At 54.0% G+C, this 16,159-nt stretch carries 23 protein-coding genes; all 23 read left to right on the top strand.

Annotated elements, in window-relative coordinates:
- Positions 1 to 4: 4 nt before the first annotated feature.
- Positions 5 to 538: a YmfL family putative regulatory protein gene (locus H7K56_RS21860; protein ID WP_150361849.1), complete on the top strand. Its 534-nt coding sequence runs from the start codon at positions 5 to 7 to the stop codon at positions 536 to 538.
- A 276-nt stretch (positions 539 to 814) separates the two neighbouring features.
- The gene (locus H7K56_RS21855; RefSeq protein ID WP_150361847.1) at positions 815 to 997 is read left to right on the top strand and encodes a DUF4222 domain-containing protein; all 183 of its coding nucleotides are present in this window, start codon (positions 815 to 817) and stop codon (positions 995 to 997) included.
- Complete coding sequence (locus H7K56_RS21850) at positions 994 to 1,872, top strand: conserved phage C-terminal domain-containing protein (protein ID WP_150361846.1); 879 nt, start codon at positions 994 to 996, stop codon at positions 1,870 to 1,872. Before H7K56_RS21855 ends, H7K56_RS21850 begins: the two co-directional genes overlap by 4 nt.
- 2 nt (positions 1,873 to 1,874) lie before the next feature.
- Positions 1,875 to 2,285, top strand: coding sequence for a MarR family transcriptional regulator (locus H7K56_RS21845; RefSeq protein ID WP_150361845.1), 411 nt, complete (start codon positions 1,875 to 1,877; stop codon positions 2,283 to 2,285).
- Entirely contained in the window at positions 2,282 to 2,404 is a 123-nt protein-coding gene (locus tag H7K56_RS23430; RefSeq protein WP_259395522.1) for a hypothetical protein, read from the top strand. The genes H7K56_RS21845 and H7K56_RS23430 overlap by 4 nt, the downstream gene beginning before the upstream one ends.
- Positions 2,401 to 3,231: a ParB/RepB/Spo0J family partition protein gene (locus H7K56_RS21840; RefSeq protein WP_150361844.1), complete on the top strand. Its 831-nt coding sequence runs from the start codon at positions 2,401 to 2,403 to the stop codon at positions 3,229 to 3,231. The genes H7K56_RS23430 and H7K56_RS21840 overlap by 4 nt, the downstream gene beginning before the upstream one ends.
- The gene (locus H7K56_RS21835) at positions 3,231 to 3,857 is read left to right on the top strand and encodes an MT-A70 family methyltransferase (protein ID WP_150361843.1); all 627 of its coding nucleotides are present in this window, start codon (positions 3,231 to 3,233) and stop codon (positions 3,855 to 3,857) included. The genes H7K56_RS21840 and H7K56_RS21835 overlap by 1 nt, the downstream gene beginning before the upstream one ends.
- Positions 3,854 to 4,321, top strand: coding sequence for a hypothetical protein (locus H7K56_RS21830; protein WP_150361842.1), 468 nt, complete (start codon positions 3,854 to 3,856; stop codon positions 4,319 to 4,321). Before H7K56_RS21835 ends, H7K56_RS21830 begins: the two co-directional genes overlap by 4 nt.
- On the top strand, positions 4,321 to 4,692 hold the full coding sequence (locus tag H7K56_RS21825; protein ID WP_150361857.1) for a RusA family crossover junction endodeoxyribonuclease: 372 nt from the start codon (positions 4,321 to 4,323) through the stop codon (positions 4,690 to 4,692). The genes H7K56_RS21830 and H7K56_RS21825 overlap by 1 nt, the downstream gene beginning before the upstream one ends.
- A 125-nt stretch (positions 4,693 to 4,817) precedes the next feature.
- Positions 4,818 to 5,603, top strand: coding sequence for a KilA-N domain-containing protein (locus H7K56_RS21820; RefSeq protein ID WP_150361841.1), 786 nt, complete (start codon positions 4,818 to 4,820; stop codon positions 5,601 to 5,603).
- A gap of 7 nt (positions 5,604 to 5,610) precedes the next feature.
- Positions 5,611 to 6,627 carry a DUF968 domain-containing protein gene (locus H7K56_RS21815; RefSeq protein WP_150361840.1) on the top strand — a complete coding sequence of 339 codons (1,017 nt, stop codon included), beginning with the start codon at positions 5,611 to 5,613 and terminating at the stop codon, positions 6,625 to 6,627.
- A 16-nt stretch (positions 6,628 to 6,643) separates the two neighbouring features.
- Positions 6,644 to 7,459, top strand: a complete 816-nt coding sequence (locus H7K56_RS21810) for an antitermination protein Q (protein WP_150361839.1) — start codon at positions 6,644 to 6,646, stop codon at positions 7,457 to 7,459.
- Between the two features lie 549 nt (positions 7,460 to 8,008).
- Complete coding sequence (locus H7K56_RS21805; RefSeq protein ID WP_127833994.1) at positions 8,009 to 8,350, top strand: hypothetical protein; 342 nt, start codon at positions 8,009 to 8,011, stop codon at positions 8,348 to 8,350.
- Between the two features lie 2 nt (positions 8,351 to 8,352).
- Positions 8,353 to 8,892, top strand: coding sequence for a lysozyme (locus H7K56_RS21800; RefSeq protein WP_150361838.1), 540 nt, complete (start codon positions 8,353 to 8,355; stop codon positions 8,890 to 8,892).
- The gene (locus tag H7K56_RS21795; protein WP_150361837.1) at positions 8,889 to 9,344 is read left to right on the top strand and encodes a lysis protein; all 456 of its coding nucleotides are present in this window, start codon (positions 8,889 to 8,891) and stop codon (positions 9,342 to 9,344) included. Before H7K56_RS21800 ends, H7K56_RS21795 begins: the two co-directional genes overlap by 4 nt.
- A gap of 267 nt (positions 9,345 to 9,611) precedes the next feature.
- Positions 9,612 to 9,926: a hypothetical protein gene (locus H7K56_RS21790; RefSeq protein ID WP_150361836.1), complete on the top strand. Its 315-nt coding sequence runs from the start codon at positions 9,612 to 9,614 to the stop codon at positions 9,924 to 9,926.
- A 32-nt stretch (positions 9,927 to 9,958) separates the two neighbouring features.
- Positions 9,959 to 10,300, top strand: a complete 342-nt coding sequence (locus H7K56_RS21785) for an HNH endonuclease (protein WP_150361835.1) — start codon at positions 9,959 to 9,961, stop codon at positions 10,298 to 10,300.
- A gap of 117 nt (positions 10,301 to 10,417) precedes the next feature.
- Positions 10,418 to 10,885, top strand: coding sequence for a phage terminase small subunit P27 family (locus H7K56_RS21780; protein WP_119177142.1), 468 nt, complete (start codon positions 10,418 to 10,420; stop codon positions 10,883 to 10,885).
- Entirely contained in the window at positions 10,839 to 12,584 is a 1,746-nt protein-coding gene (locus tag H7K56_RS21775) for a terminase large subunit (RefSeq protein ID WP_150361834.1), read from the top strand. The genes H7K56_RS21780 and H7K56_RS21775 overlap by 47 nt, the downstream gene beginning before the upstream one ends.
- Positions 12,584 to 13,888: a phage portal protein gene (locus H7K56_RS21770; protein ID WP_150361833.1), complete on the top strand. Its 1,305-nt coding sequence runs from the start codon at positions 12,584 to 12,586 to the stop codon at positions 13,886 to 13,888. The genes H7K56_RS21775 and H7K56_RS21770 overlap by 1 nt, the downstream gene beginning before the upstream one ends.
- 11 nt (positions 13,889 to 13,899) lie before the next feature.
- Positions 13,900 to 14,748, top strand: a complete 849-nt coding sequence (locus tag H7K56_RS21765; RefSeq protein ID WP_150361832.1) for a head maturation protease, ClpP-related — start codon at positions 13,900 to 13,902, stop codon at positions 14,746 to 14,748.
- Positions 14,749 to 14,757: 9 nt separating this feature from the next.
- On the top strand, positions 14,758 to 15,975 hold the full coding sequence (locus H7K56_RS21760) for a phage major capsid protein (RefSeq protein WP_150361831.1): 1,218 nt from the start codon (positions 14,758 to 14,760) through the stop codon (positions 15,973 to 15,975).
- A gap of 2 nt (positions 15,976 to 15,977) precedes the next feature.
- Positions 15,978 to 16,159: DUF7210 family protein (locus tag H7K56_RS23605; protein WP_510630249.1), on the top strand; the 182-nt coding region annotated here is incomplete at its 3' end.

The raw sequence follows: 16,159 nt of genomic DNA, 5'->3' as shown, positions 1-16,159 counted from the left end.
CAAAATGGTAGCCACATTAAACGAAGCCGTAAGCCAGATGTGTAAGTCATTACCGCAGGGGCGGAATGGTATGGCGGCCGCGCTGGGCATGACAATTGACCAGTTCAACAACCGACTGCACCGCAAATGCAACAGCCTGTTTTTCACAGTTGATGATCTGATGCGGATGGAAGAAATCTCCGGCACATCGTTCCTGGCAGAATTTTTCGCAAATCGCCACGGCTTAACGCTGGTGGACGTCTCAGCTGTGAGTGAGGTCGATAAGGTTGAGCTGTTCGACATTGAGATGCGCGCTAATGCAGCAGCTGGAGAGCTGGCGATCGCTAAGCAGATGGCGGCGGAAGATGGGGTGATTGATCAGAAAGAGCTTAAGACGTTATCGCGCCTGTTTCAGACCAAAGTGCGCCATCAGATTCACGGCTTTCTCGGTTTTCTCGCGCTCTATGGCGCTGGTGTATCTGATCACTCGGTGGATTTGTTCATGGCTAACCGAAAAGCGGAGGTGGCTGGTGTTCAGCTTGAAGCGACAGAGATGTGAGGCGTCAGGCCCCGTAAAGGGTGACGCCCGAAGTGTGCAGCTTCGGGCGTCGAGTGCAGTTAAATCAGCGTGTGGAGATTCAACCTACATGAGCAGTTTAAGACAAAACTTGTATCGAGAGCAATTCCGTTGCCGTTTATCGGCTGGCGTCCTTGTCTATGAGCAAATCATACCGGCGGCTGGTGGGCCTAACAACTACCAGAAGACCGATCGGAAGGTAGTCGAAAAGGCCTGGGCAGATTTTTACACCCGGCCAGAAGGCAAGGCGGTGAGCTGATGGAAAGCGAACACATTAAACCCTGGGTGGCGCGCTACAAAGATTCGCATGGCGTCGAGGTTGAGACTATCGGCGTCGATGTCGTGAATCACCGAGTGATCTTCATGCGTTCAGGTTATCCGTATCCCTGCGCTCAGCCGCGCGAGCTGTGGGGCCGTAAGTTCAGGAAGGTGGGGCCATGAGTTTATTACTGAAAGTGAAACCGCTTGTGGTTAGCCCCATGCTGGCGTCACGTATCGGCCTGAACGAAGCTATCGTGCTGCAGCAAATCTGTTACTGGCTGGAAGATACAGCGTCAGGCGTTGAGCACGATGGCCGGCGCTGGGTCTATAACACGATTGAAGAGTGGACAGAGCAGTTCCCGTTCTGGTCTCCGGACACGGTAAAGCGCGCACTCACGTCGCTGAAAAAGAATGGCCTGATTTACGTTGAGCAGCTGAAAAAATCGCAGCATGACCGTACGAATTTTTACGCGATTAACCACGAAAACCCACTTCTCACCGATGAGGGCAATTTGCACTCATCGAGCGGTGCAAATTGCACTGTTCGAAAAGTGCAGATTGCATCCGTCGATAAGGGCAACTTGACCTCATCCATCGGGGCAAATTGCCCTGTTCTTACAGAGAATACAACAGAGAATACTACAGAGATTACTACAGGTAATTCTTGTCAGGTTGCTGGGCAACCCGACCGCGATGTTGAACTGACCGATCAGGCCAAAAAGGTTTTAACCCATCTGAACCAGGTCACCGGCGCAAAATTCCAGGTGTGCAAATCCTCAATGGAGAATATCCGTGCCCGCCTGGCTGAGGGGTATGAGGCTGAAGAGCTGATGCTGGTGGTCGATTACAAAAACGTTCACTGGCAAAACACTGAACAGGCTCAGTACCTGCGTCCGGCAACGCTGTTCATCCCTAAAAACTTCCCCGGCTATCTCCAGTCGGCAACCAAATGGCACAACTCCGGCCGTCCGCCATGCGTTAACGGCAAGTGGCAGCGCGATGTTATGCACGTGCCGAACGCTAACTACGACATTCCTGAAGGCTTCAGGGGGTAACGATGAACACTGAAACTTTGATTCTGACTCACCTGATGCTGCATAGCGGGCAGAAGCCGGGCCAAATTGCCGATGCGGTTGGACGCTCTGTCAGCACCGTTAAGAGCTCGCTTCAGGCTCTGACCACTACCGGCGATGTCTGGTATGACGCTGAAGCCCGCTATTACGCCGCTGAAGAAATGGGCCAGTGCGATGAGGCATACGCAACGCTGAGCGACAAAGCGCTGAGCCTGCAGGATAAAAACCTCTGGTACCGCGCGGCGCGCGTCTGGCTTGAAGCTCATGACGCTACCCAGCGCCCCGGGCTTCGGCAGAAGGCAATCATCTGCCGCGCCCAATGTATTAAGCGCGGGAACAGCATGGCACCGAAGCCATTGCCCGATCCGCTGGTTATGGGAAATAAGCGCCGATGATAGCTGCCATCAAACGCCATTACTGGCGTAACGAAGATTTTTACCGTGGCGCGCGCATCGCGGCGCTGATGATTACCGGATTGATTATTGCCCTGGCTTGGGAGCTGCAAACAAAATGACAACACTTTCTCAGTACTACGCGCAAAAAAGCAAAAACGGCACGAGCACCACAACGAAGAAAACCTTCATGGTGCCGGTGGAGGAAATTTATCTGGAAGAAGGGGCCAACATTCGCCCGGTTGACCAGGAGCACGCCGAATACATGCGCGACTGCTGGATTGACGGTTCTGATTTACCTCCGCTGTCAGTCGTGGTTACAGAGCGCGGCGTGATGGTAATCGACGGTCAGCACCGTTTCGTCGGTGCGAAACTGGCTATCGATATGGGGCATCCAATACCGCGAATTGAGTGCAAGGACTTCGTCGGTACCGAGCTCGATAAACTCGCGCACATGGCGAAATCATCCCAGGGCAAACCAATCACCCCGCTTCAGCGAGCAGGCGCGTACAACCGCGCCAAACGTCAGGGGCATACAACTGCTGAAATAGCCAAAGCATTTGGCAGGTCAGTGGCTGACGTTGAAGCGCATTTGCAGCTGCTTTCATCCGGTGACGTCTTGATAGGCATGGTCGAATCAGGGGAGGTTGCCGCAACAACCGCAGTAGCGCTGTCGCGCGAGCACGGGCCCAAAGCAGGGACTATTGCAGCTGAGGGACTGGCAAAAGCCAAAGCCAGCGGCAAGAAGAAGCTGACCCGTTCGGCTGCCATGCCGCAATTCAGCGCCGCGCGCGCACGCCGGTTGGTTGAACTGTTGAAAGACGCTGCGTTGCTTCAGGACACCCCTGACTTCAAATACTTCATATTGCCGCCTGGCGTAGCTGTTGAGGTGACTGGAATCCTGCAGGAGTACGAGCAGCACTTATCCCGTAACGGGGAGGGCGCGTAATGCCATACCAACTCATTTACGCCGATCCGGCGTGGCCTTACAACAACAGCATCAGCAATGGTGCTGCTACTGACCACTACCAGACCATGTCCATGACCGATCTGAAGCGCCTGCCCGTATGGGCGCTTGCCGAAGAAAACGCGGTGCTGGCGATGTGGTACACCGGCACCCACAACCAGGAGGCGCGCGAGCTGGCGGAAGCGTGGGGCTTTCGTGTGCGCACGATGAAGGGGTTCACCTGGGTGAAGCTGAACCAGCTGGCTGAGCAGCGTTTTAACCGCGCGCTGACGGAGCAAACCATCCACGACTTCACCGACCTTCTTGACATGCTCAACGCTGAAACCCGCATGAATGGCGGCAATCACACCCGCAGCAACACCGAGGATGTGCTGATAGCGACGCGCGGCGCCGGGCTGGAGCGCGCCAGCGCATCGGTTAAGCAGGTGGTGTATTCCTGCCTGGGCGAACACAGCGCGAAGCCGTGGGAAGTTCGCCGCCGGCTTGAGCAGCTTTACGGTGACGTGTCACGCATTGAGCTGTTCGCGCGAACCGCCGCCGATGGCTGGGACTGCTGGGGCAACCAGTGTGACAGCAGCGTGCAACTGATTACCGGGAGCGTGGCATGACAGATGAAACCGAACATCCTGACGATAGCGACAATGTCCTCGCCTTTACCAAACGGTTTGATAGCAACAGCGACATCCGTGAGATGCGAAACCTTGTTGAGGCCGAAAAGCCTGAAGGAGTGCCGCATAATTGCGCTCATGTCAATGTGCTGGTGGATGAACATGGCCGAGCCCTGACGTGCCGCCGCTGTGGTGCCGTCGTCGATCCTTTTGACTGGATGCTTGCGAGGGCCAAAGGTGAAACGCTTATTGAATGGGAGCTGAAGAGCCTAAGAGCTGAAATAACCAATCACCGGGAAGGGCTGGAGAAACTGAAGCGTGAAGAGGTGAACTGCAAAGGTCGCGTAAGAACTGCGCAATTTAAGCTCAACGATTTAAACATGGAGATTGCCAATAAGACCAAAGAGCTTGGCTTTTTGGCTGAACGGCTGGATCAGGTTAAGAAACTTAGGGGGAATGCATGATGAAGCTGACCCTTCCGTTCCCTCCCAGCGTCAACACCTACTGGCGAAACACCAGGAAGGGAGTATTAATCAGCGCCTCCGGGCGCTCTTTCCGATCTAACGCGCTGGCGGACATCATGGAGCAGCTCCGCCGTGCGCCTGAGCCGATTACAGTGAACGTGGCTGTTTCGGTAATTCTCTATCCGCCGGACAAACGGCCACGCGACCTGGACAACTACCTGAAAGCAGCTTTCGACAGTCTGACGCATGCTGGCGTATGGGTAGACGATAAGCAGATTAAGCGTTTTACGGTGGAGTGGGGGCCGTTGACTAAAAGGGGTAAAACGGAAATCACTATAAATCCATACAGTGAAATCTGCAGCGATAGGTAAGAATTGTCTGTGCGGTTATGATGTTTTGGCGGCGAGGATGTGCAGAATTTTCGCCGCGTTGGTTGGTCCCGTTCTCGTGCAGGTGATGGGGCGGGGCCTAAGAAAAATCAGTGTGGAGATTACCCATGAATCAACTTCTGGTAGTTGAAGGCGTTTCAGTTCGTCGCGACTCAGTTGGTCGTTACAACCTCAACGATTTGCATCGCGCAGCTGGTGGAAATGAACGTCACAGCCCTAACCGCTGGACACGCACTGAATCCTTTAACGGGTTAATTTCTGAGCTAACGCCAGATATGGCGTTTGCCCCTGCTGACGTTCAGCGGGGAGGTATCACGCCGGGTACTTACGTTTGCAAAGAGCTGGTATACGCCTACGCAATGTGGATTAGCCCGTCTTTCAACCTGAAGGTTATTCGCACATTCGACGCTGTTAATACTCTCTCAGCGCCACCCGCATATTCGGACCGCATTCAGGCCGGAGTAATTCTGCTGGAATCGGCAGCCAGAACGCTCAACCTGTCTAACTCATCAAAGCTGGGTGCTTACCACAAGCTGCAGCAGGTGGCTGGCTTACCTGACCTGATGCCTCATTACGCTATCGACGCCCCTGCTGACGCGGTAGATGGTTCCAGCCGCCCGACGCAGTCACTTACCCAACTGCTGAAAATTCACGGCGTACGCCTTTCCGCCGGGCAGGTATACACGCAGCTGGCAAAGCTTGGCATAACCGAGCAGAAAGTCCGCCCGAGCCGTTCAGGTGTTGGCGGTGTGAAACGCTTCTGGTCGCTGACGGCCAAAGGCTGCATGTACGGCAAAAACATCACCAGCCCGGCAAATCCACGCGAGACGCAGCCGCATTTCTTCGAGTCACGCTTTGCTGAACTGCTGCGCCTGCTTGAAACAGTGCACTAAGGTGTCAATGCGAGCATTACTTACACCAGAAGTGGCCCCGCGCACCGGGATTGTGCTGTTCAAACCCGGCAGCGACCTGATGGCCCTGTTTCGTGGGCGCGTGCTGATCACCGTTCCGCCTGGCGACATGGAAAATTTGCCATCCGGACGGATTAATGACAGCGCGCAGCCACTGCTCGATGATCAGCAACTGGCGGAATTCTTTGCCAGCGAAAGGGTGATCACCGCTGCTGGCGGCATGGTGGCGCTGAGAGGGTGGCTGGAGGGTGTCACATACTGCCAGTGCGAAACGGAAGACGGCTATCACTACCACGAACTGACAACGCTCGACGTTGGCACCGGGGCGATCAGCGTCTGTCACCATCATGACAACCTGCTGCGTCAGAACGGCGTACCGCAGTCACTGGAAGCCACAGCAGCAATCAACGTGGCCGCCTGGGTGATCAGCGCCGCCTGCAATCAGATGGGGCTTGGCCGTGATCACCTCATGACGCTGCCTGAGCTGTGCTGGTGGGCGTCACTGAGGGGAGTGATTGACCTCATACCCGAAGCGCCGGCGCGCGTGGTGCTGCGGATGAAGAAGGAATCGGTGCTGACCGGAGCCATTCGCGAAGCGGCCATTACCCCGGAGCGTTCAGGGCGTGAAATCCTGCAGGATGCCGGGGAAGTGGTTAAGCAGGTGATCACCCTGCAGGCGGACCCTGACTCACCTGAATCATACATGGCACGCCCGAAGCGTAAGCGCTGGGTCAACGAGAAGTACACGCGCTGGGTAAAAGCGCAGAGCTGCGCCTGCTGCAATAAGCCGGCAGACGATCCACACCACATCATCGGACATGGACAGGGAGGAATGGGAACAAAAGCACATGATTTATTCGTGATACCGCTGTGCAGAGCGCATCACGACGAGCTACATCGCTCACCGTCAGATTTTGAAGAGAAGTATGGCAGCCAGATAGAGCTGCTGTTCCGGTTCCTCGATCACGCGATTGCAGTCGGTGTGATTGGTTCAGATAAAAAATAAAGCGTGTGGAGTGAGTATGAAAATTGAATCAGCGCTGAAGCACTTCAGCCCGAAGAGTATGAACATCAGCGACACGTCGCGCGCCACGGCGTCAGATGCGCTGACAGGCACTGACGTAATGGGGGCCTTTGGCATGTGTCAGTCAAAATCACCGCTGGGTGTTGCCGCCGTTCTGGCGAAAGCCGGCGTTGGTGAAGAGGATAAGCGCCGCGCCGTGGAATACCTGATGGCCCATGCGCGAAACACGGTTCCGCGTCTGATTGCGAAAGGCGCAGGAAAGCAGCTGCTTCCATGCCTGATGGTCATGTGTCAGCTGGCGTTCGAAGAATACACCCGATCGGCTGCCACAGTTCACAGTTGCCCTGACTGCAAAGGTCGCGGCGTTATCAACGGCCTGGCTAACGTGATGGTGCATCCGGGCTGCGGAGAAAAGACGCCGGCCAGATATCGGCTGGAAACTACTGAAGTACAGTGCGTGACATGTCACGGCAAAGGAACTATCAGTGCCCGCTGCCGGTGTAATGGTACCGGGCGTGTGCGGGACATTGAGAAATCAAAGCTTCAGGGTACCGTTGTCGAAAAAGAGTGTGAGCGCTGCAGCGGTGCCGGGTTTCGCAGAAGCACTGGCACCCGGGCTTACAAAGTGATCAGCCAGCATCTTCCCGATCTGCACGTGCGCACCTGGACCCGCAACTGGAAACCTTTCTTCGATTCGCTGGTGGCTAAGCTGGAAGCTGAAGAAAGCCACGCAGACAGTGTTTTTAAAATTGTGACGGGCAACGAATCTTTATCGTCAATTGCTGAATTATCGCAGCACGTTAAAAACAAATAGCTTGCTTTTGTCCGAAAATGGATTATTATCTTTCTCATGGTGGGCGTACTGCATACGAAACACCACCACCCGCAAAAGAACCCTGCCGCCCGGCGGGGTTTTCTGTTTTGAATCCACACAATACCAAAGGCGCACGCGCATGACGGGCTCATTACCCAAACCATGCGGGGACTGCACATCCCTGCGCGCCTTTCATATTGTGGCGAAAACCTGAGCCTATCAGGGTGACACACCAAACAATCCCCGGTCATGACGATGACAGTAATTACCGCTTAGCGTCGGGGAATTATTCAAAAGCCAGCCTGAGAGCTGGTTTTTACGTTTTTGCGCCCAGCCAATCAGCGACAGATGACCTTCACCGGAAGTGGCTGAGGCGCATTTTTATACATAAAAAAATCCGCACAGTGGCGGATTCATTATCATTGGCTACCCAGCGGCAACCAAGCTTTTACGTCTCGACAATTTAAAAGCTAACCGGACTTGCCCAGTTCAGAAAGTAGACAATTCCTAATTGGCCAAGTCCCCGATTCGGGGGTGGATATGTTTCGCATGAATCAACACGCAGACACTGCAATCAGCGGGGGCACCTGGATGGCAACTCTTTCGAGCCTTGCCGGTGTTGTGACACTCGACAGGGTGTACATGATCACCGCTCTGGCAGGTTTAGTGATAGCCATCTTTGGGTATCTGGATAAACGCCGCACTGAGAAGTTAAAGCGCAAAGAAATTGAGCAAAACATACGTAGCGAGCAGGAGCGCCTTGAGCTGGACCGCGTTCGGGCCCAGGCGGTACTCGATTACCTCAACGGGGCCAAAGATTCACCTGCTGTGCAAAAATCACCAGAAGTCATCCAGGGCATTAACAAAGTGCTCGACTCCGTTAAGGAATAACTATGGCGCTATCCCGGCAGCTCAAAACCAGGCTTAGTGCCGCCATGCTGACGCTGATTGCTGCTGGCGCGTCCGCCCCCGCTCTGATGGAGCAATTCCAGAAGGAGAAGGAGGGCAGTAGCCTGACGGCATATCCTGATGCTGGTGGCGTCTGGACCATCTGCGGTGGTGTGACCCGTGTTAACGGCAAGCCTGTAGTTAAGGGCATGAAGCTGACAGCAGAGCAGTGCCGGGCCATCGATAAAGCGGAGCAGGCTAAAGCGCTGGCATGGGTAGACAGAAACGTTCACGTTCCGCTGACTGAACCGCAGAAGGTAGGAATTGCGTCATTCTGCCCGTGGAACATCGGCCCCGGTAAATGCCTGCCTTCAACCTTCTACCGCAAACTTAACGCCGGTGACCGAAAGGGAGCGTGTGCTGAGATAAAACGCTGGATATTTGACGGTGGCAGAGATTGCCGCATTCGTTCGAATAACTGCATTGGGCAGGTTGAGCGACGCGATCAGGAATCAGAACTGACGTGCTGGGGGCTGGATAAATGACACGGGTACTGCTGATTATAATCGCGGTGTTTGTGCTGCTGCTGGCCGGAACCGGATTACTTGCAAGCCATTACCGTGGCAACGCCATCGACTACAAAGCGCAGCGCGATAAAGCGACGGGCGACCTTAAGCTTGCAAACGCCACAATTGATGACATGCAGGTGCGCCAGCGTAACGTTGCCGCTCTCGATGAGAAGTACACAAAGGAGTTAGCAAGTGCAAAAGCTGAAAATGATGCTTTGCAGCGCAAGCTTGATCGCGGTGGTCGGGTGCTCGTCGCTGGCACCTGTCCGAAGCAGGCCACCCAGCCCGCCGGCGTGGACGATGGAGCCACCGTCGAACTCTCTCCAGTTGCTGGACGAAACGTTCTCGGTATCAGAGCCGGAATCAAAGAAGACCGGGCAAAAATAGCTGCACTGCAGCAATACATCAAAGAGCAGTGTCTGAAGTGATTATCACAGGGCGCATTTGCGAGCGCGCCCGAAGTTGAAAAAAAGCCCCGTTAGGGGCTAATGGGGTGATAACGATCTTGTTTTTATGCAGACACCCCAGCCTGGCACATAAGACCATTCTAACAAGCGTAAGCGCGAAACTTTGCAAATCCACCGACAAGGGATAACGGTTAGCCAAGCTGTGAAGTGTTGCGAAGGTGGTTATAAATTTCGTATTAACAAAATCTGATGTTAATTTGGTATCTCATTTCAAAGAGAGCAAAAACCATGACCAAGCTAACATTGGAAAGAACCTTGCTTTACCGTGGCGAAGATGGAAAATTGACGCGCTATGAAATTTTCAGGAACGATGGAAATTCAGCGGACAATATTGAATTAATTATCGTATACAGGGAAAAGGATATTAACGGACATAAATTATGGGTGTTAACAGAAGATGAAGTTCCGTTAAATCACTTAATTCCTCAGCAAAATAGAGGGTTTCCTACAATGGTCAGGGATTCAATGAGTTCTGGCAGTGGTCGACAGATATCCTCCGTTGTAGATGAATGTGATAAGCACTGGTCTCAACATTACGAGTAACCGCCTACGGGCGGTTTTTTATTGGAGTGAATATGTCCGAGCCTCGCATCTACAATAGCCGCTGGGACAAAGCCAGACTGTCATTCCTCAAGTCTCATCCTCTATGTGCAATGTGCCACCGACAGGGCAGAGCAGTTGCAGCAGCTGTCGTTGACCACATCAAGCCGCATAGGCTGAAAGAAGCACTGAATGGCGGGAAGCAGGAAGAGATAGCGAAGGCTCAAAAGCTCTTCTGGGATAAAGCAAACTGGCAACCTCTCTGTAAGCAGCACCACGACTCCACCAAGCAGCGCGAAGAAAAACGCGGTCACATCATCGGGTGCGATGAGAACGGCCTGCCGCTGGACCCACAGTCGCACTGGCGCAGGGGATAGAGTACAGACACTAGGGGGAGGGTGGGTAAAGAGTTCAGGGGATAACGTCTTACTGACCGCCCGCCCCCCTTTTTGTGCACAACCGCGAAATGAAAAGTTTTTTTCTGGGAGGTTTTAATGGCCGGAAGACGACCAAAACCTACCCATCTGAAAGTTGTAACTGGTAATCCCGGCAAGCGCGCGCTCAATAAGAAAGAGCCTAAGCCCGCCCGTGAAATTCCAAGCCCGCCATCTCATCTGACCGACTGGGGAAAAACAGCCTGGGGCAAGCTCACTGTTCTTCTTGACGGTATGGGGGTGCTGACAGTTGCCGATACTCTGGCGCTCGAAAGGCTTTGTGATCTGTATGCGGAAATTCTTCAGCTGCGCCAGATAGTGGATATCGAAGGGCGCACTTACACGACCAAAACGCAGATGGGTGATTTTCTGATAAAGGCAAATCCGGCTGTTGCCATGCTGGCAGATGCCGATCGTCGTTTTAAAAGTTATTTAGTTGAATTTGGCCTGACACCGGCCGCGCGGTCAAAGGTAAACGCAGATGGTGGAGAAAAAGAAGAAGACCCGCTCAACGCATTCTTCGGCTGACCCGGCAACGCAGTATGCGCTGGACGTAAACAGTGGAAAGATTCTTGCTGGTCCGGATATTCGCGCCGCATGCGCCCGCCACATACGCGACCTGGAACACGGACAAACGCGCGGTCTCTTCTGGGACGTTGACGCGGTAACGCGCGTGATAAATTTTTTCGCTCAGGTACTGAAACTTAACGGTGGTGAGCATGAGGGGAAGCCCTTCATTCTGCTGCCGTGGCAGTGTTTCATTGTTGGTTCTCTGTTTGGCTGGAAATCAGCAGACGGAACGCGCCGCTTTCGTATGAGCTACATCGAATCCGGCAAGGGTTCTGGTAAATCGCCGCTGGCGGGCGGGGTGGGTCTTTACCTGCTGATGGCTGATAAAGAGCCGCGCGCCGAAGTTTACGCGGCGGCCACAAAAAAAGACCAGGCGATGATTTTGTTTCGGGATGCCGTAACGATGGTCGACCAGTCTCCTGCATTGGCGCAGCGCATTACGAAATCCGGCACCGGCCTGAACGTATGGAACCTTGCATTTCTGCAGACCGGTTCTTTTTTCAAGCCAATCAGCTCTGATGATGGTCAGTCAGGACCTCGCCCGCATGGTGCGCTAATTGACGAAGTGCATGAGCACAAAACGAACGCCGTTGTTGAGATGATGCGCGCAGGCACAAAAGGCCGCCGTCAGGCGCTGATGTTCCTGATCACTAACAGTGGCCATGATAAAACCAGCGTCTGCTACGAGTACCATGAATATGGGCGAAAGGTTGCCGCCGGTGATCTGGAAGATGACAGTTTTTTCAGCTTCATCTGCTCGCTGGATGAAGGTGACGACCCATTCAAAGATGAGTCGTGCTGGGGGAAAGCAAATCCCTCTCTTGGGCATACATTCAGCGATAAGTACCTGCGTGAACAGGTGACGCAGGCTCGTGGCATGCCTTCAAAAGAGAGCATCGTCCGCCGCCTGAACTTTTGCCAGTGGGTGGAAGCGTCCGATCCGTGGATTGACAGCGACACCTGGATGAACTGCGAACAGGACTTTGACCCCGAAGATTTGGCGGGTGAAGAGTGCTATGGCGGGCTGGACCTGTCCGGTTCGCGTGACCTGACGGCACTGGCACTTTACTTCCCGAAATCCAAAAAGCTTTTAGTTGAGTTCTGGACGCCAAAAGACTCCCTGATGGAGAGGGCCAAAACTGACCACGTCCCATATGACGCCTGGCTGCGTAATGGCTTTATTCACGCGCCACCGGGCAAGGCTGTCAACTACGGTTTTGTGGCGGTTCGCATCGGTGAGCTGGCGGCCAGATACGACATCAAATGCATAGCTTTTGATCAGTATCGCATTAAGTATCTGGAGCCCGAACTCGAAAGCGAGTCTGTAAGCGTGGACCTCGTTCCACACGGTCAGGGCTTTTATAAGGCCCAGGAGTCCGGTTTATGGATGCCACGATCCATTGAGCTGTTTGAGGAGCATCTGAACAACCGGGTGCTGATTATCCGGCCTAATCCCTGCCTGCGCTGGAATGCCGCCTCTGCAGTACTTGAGGCTGACCAGAAGGACAACCGCATATTTGCCAAAAAGAAAAGCACCGGCCGTATCGATGGCGTGGTGGCCTCAGCAATGGCAATCGGTGCAGCGGAAGATGCTGTTTTGATAGAGATCGGCGATCCCGATGACTTTTTTGACGACCCGATCATGGTAGGTATCTGATGAAAGAAAAGAAAAGGCCGGGCCGCATCAAAAGCGCGATAGTGAACTGGCTGGGTGAGTCGATTGGGCTCAACGATGCCGCGTTCTGGCAGGAGTGGTACGGCGCAAGCAGCAGCGGCAAAGTCGTTACAGCAGAGAAAGCACTGGCGCTGGCCTCCGTATGGGCCTGTGTGCGCCTGCTGAGCGAGTCGGTTTCAACGCTGCCAATGAAGGTATACGAAAGGGCTGCAGACGGCTCCCGCAAACTGGCGTTGAATCATCCGGCTTATCAGCTGCTGTGCCGCCGGCCCAACAGCGAAATGACGCCATCACGATTTATGCTGATGGTTGTTGCCAGCATCTGCCTGCGCGGTAATGCCTACGTTGAGAAAAAAATGATAGGCCAGAAGCTGGTCTCTCTGGTACCGCTCCTTCCTCAGTGCATGAAGGTAGAGCGGCTGGACAGCGGCGAACTGCAGTACACATACACAGAGAAGGGCGTGCCGCGCATTATCCCGGTGAAAAACATGATGCACATCCGGGGATTTGGTCTGGATGGCGTCTGTGGAATGATGCCGATGCGCACCGGGCGTGACGTATTTGGCGCGGCGATGGCGGTTGAGGAATCAGCCGCCAAAATTTTTGAAAACGGTATTCAGACGTCAGGCTTCTTTCTCTCAAAGAACCTGCTGACCAAAGAGCAGCGCCAGAAAAACCGCGAAAACCTTAACCGGTTCGTCGGTTCGAAAAACGCCGGTAAGGTGATGGTGCTTGAGGGTGATATGTCCTATCAGGGCATTACCCTTAACCCCGAAGATGCTCAGATGCTGGAGTCACGGTCATTCAGCATTGAGGAAATCTGCCGCTGGTTCCGCGTGCCACCATTTATGGTAGGTCACGTTAACAAGCAAAGCAGCTGGGCCTCAAGCGTCGAAGGCATGAACCTTCTGTTCCTGACCAATACGCTGCGCCCGATGCTGGTAAACATTGAGCAGGAGATTTCACGCTGCCTTCTCAACAGTGATGAAGACCTGTTTGCTGAGTTCTCCGTCGAAGGTCTGCTGCGTGCTGACAGCGCCGGACGCTCAGCCTACTACACCACTGCCCTGCAAAACGGCTGGATGTCTCGCAATGACGTGCGCCGCCTGGAGAATCTGCCGCCTATTGAGGGTGGTGATATTTACACCGTACAGCTGAACCTGACCCCGCTTGAGGACCTGCGAAAAAACAGTAAAGCCGTAAACGCTAGGCTGCTGCGCGAAGTCCACGATGCTGTTTTCCCGGATATCCCTTTCGAAAAATCACCGCTTAAACAGGCGGCTTAGGAGCATCCCCAATGACAGTAAAAAGTCTTCCGGCAGCGCCGGAGGGGCGGCCTTTTGCGCGCGAAAATCGCGATTTGCCGTCTTCTGCAATGGAGCGCTGGAACGGCGGCATTAAAGCCGCAAAGAGTGATGACAACAGTATTTCAGTCTTTGACGTTATTGGCGCTGACTGGTACGGCGACGGCGTTACCGCCAGTCGTATCGCGGCGGCGCTGCGCGCAATTGGCGGTGCTGACGTGACGGTGAATATCAATTCGCCTGGCGGAGACATGTTTGAAGGCCTGGCCATATACAACCTGCTGCGTGAATACGACGGGAAAGTCACCGTCAAGGTGCTTGGCCTTGCTGCTTCCGCTGCGTCGATTATCGCGATGGCCGGTGATGAAGTCCAGATTGGTCGGGGTGCTTTCCTGATGATCCATAACTGCTGGGTATATGCGATGGGCAACCGTCACGACCTGGCGCAGGTGGCAGCTGACATGGAACCGTTTGATAAAGCAATGAACGATATCTATGGCGCCCGTACCGGGCTAAGCAGCGAAGCCATTGAGGCGATGATGAATGCGGAAACCTATATCGGCGGCAGTGATGCGGTTGAAAAGGGTTTCGCAGACCGCCTGCTTGCGGCAGATGAGATTGCTAACGGAGACGATAGTCCGGCAACTGCGCTGCGCAAGCTGGACGCCATGCTGGCAAAAACCGATGCCCCGCGTTCTGAGCGTCGAAAACTTCTTAAAGCATTAACCGGCGGCAAGCCTGGCGCTGCTGCCACCCCTGAAGGTATGCCGGGCGCTACCGACGAAATCAACCCTGAAAGTATTGAACAACTTCAAAACGCGCTGGCCGCGTTCGGCAAATAAGGAATCATCATGTCAGATGTAAATGAGTTACTTAAGAAAGTATCTGCAAAGCTGGAAGAGGTCTCCGGCACCTTCAGCGCAAAGGCTGAAGACGCGCTTAAGGAAGCAAAGAACTCTGGTCAGCTGTCAGCCCAGACTAAAGAAGCGGTAGATAAAATCGCCACTGAATTTAACGCCCTGAACGAGGCAAATAAAACGCTGAAAGCTTCACTCGGAGAGCTTGAGCAGCACGTCGCACAGATGCCGATGAACCACGCGGCCAAAGTTGTTGAAACCGTGGGTCGTCAGGTCGTCTCATCTGAAGCGCTAAAGGCCTTCACCGCTGGCGTGGAAGGTAATAAACGCATCAGCATTCCGGTAAGTGCCGCGCTGGTTTCAGTAGATGTTCCTGGTCAAATCGTTGCACCTGATCGCCTGCCGGGTATTGACACCCAGCCAAAGCAACGCCTGTTTATTCGTGATTTGATTGCGCCGGGCCGTACATCTTCTAACACCATTTACTGGGTGCAGCAGACCGGTTTCACCAACAGAGCCGCTGCCGTTGCTGAAAATACGACCAAGCCGTACAGCGACATTGCATTTGCTGAGAAGATCACGCCAGTTCGCACGATCGCTCATCTCTTCAAAGCTGCTAAGCAGATTCTGGATGATATGCCTCAGCTGCAGTCAACGATAGACGCTGAGCTGCGCTACGGTCTGAAGTATGTTGAAGAGCAGGAAATCCTGTTCGGCGACGGCACCGGTGCGCACCTCGACGGCATTGTTCCGCAAGCTTCAGCGTTTGCCGCCGCTTTTGAAGTAGAAAGTCAGAACGGTATTGATGATCTGCGCTTAGCCATGCTTCAGGCTCAGTTGGCGCGATTCCCGGCTTCGGGTCACGTCCTGCACTTTATTGACTGGGCCAAAATTGAGCTGACTAAAGATACGCTGGGTCGCTATATCCTTGCGAATCCTGCAGCGCTGACCGGTCCTACCCTTTGGGGGCTGCCGGTAGTCGCGACCGAAGCGGCTGCGTTCCAGGGCAAATTCCTGACCGGCGCATTCAATGCCGGCGCGCAGATTTTCGACCGCGAAGATGCCAACGTGGTTATCTCGACCGAAAACGCCGACGACTTTGAGAAAAACATGATCTCAATTCGTTGTGAAGAACGCCTGGCACTGGCCGTCAAGCGTCCTGAAGCGTTCGTTTACGGTTCCTTCACTGCTCCGGCTCCTGCAGCTGGTTAATCATGGTAGCGGCCTCCGGGCCGCTTTTCCGGGAGTTATATATGAAACTGCTTCTGATTAAACCGAATTACTTCGGCGGCTCGGTCGTGTCTGAGGGCAATATCATCGAGACTGATGAGCAGCATGGTCGCGAGCTGATTAAAAAAGGCTATGCAGAGCTTTCTGCAGAAGATACTGCTGCTCT

Source organism: Pantoea dispersa (genome assembly GCF_014155765.1).
GTDB lineage: Bacteria > Pseudomonadota > Gammaproteobacteria > Enterobacterales > Enterobacteriaceae > Pantoea > Pantoea dispersa.
The sequence above is the reverse complement of the archived record's forward strand: the minus strand, read 5'-3'. Positions and strand labels throughout refer to the sequence as shown.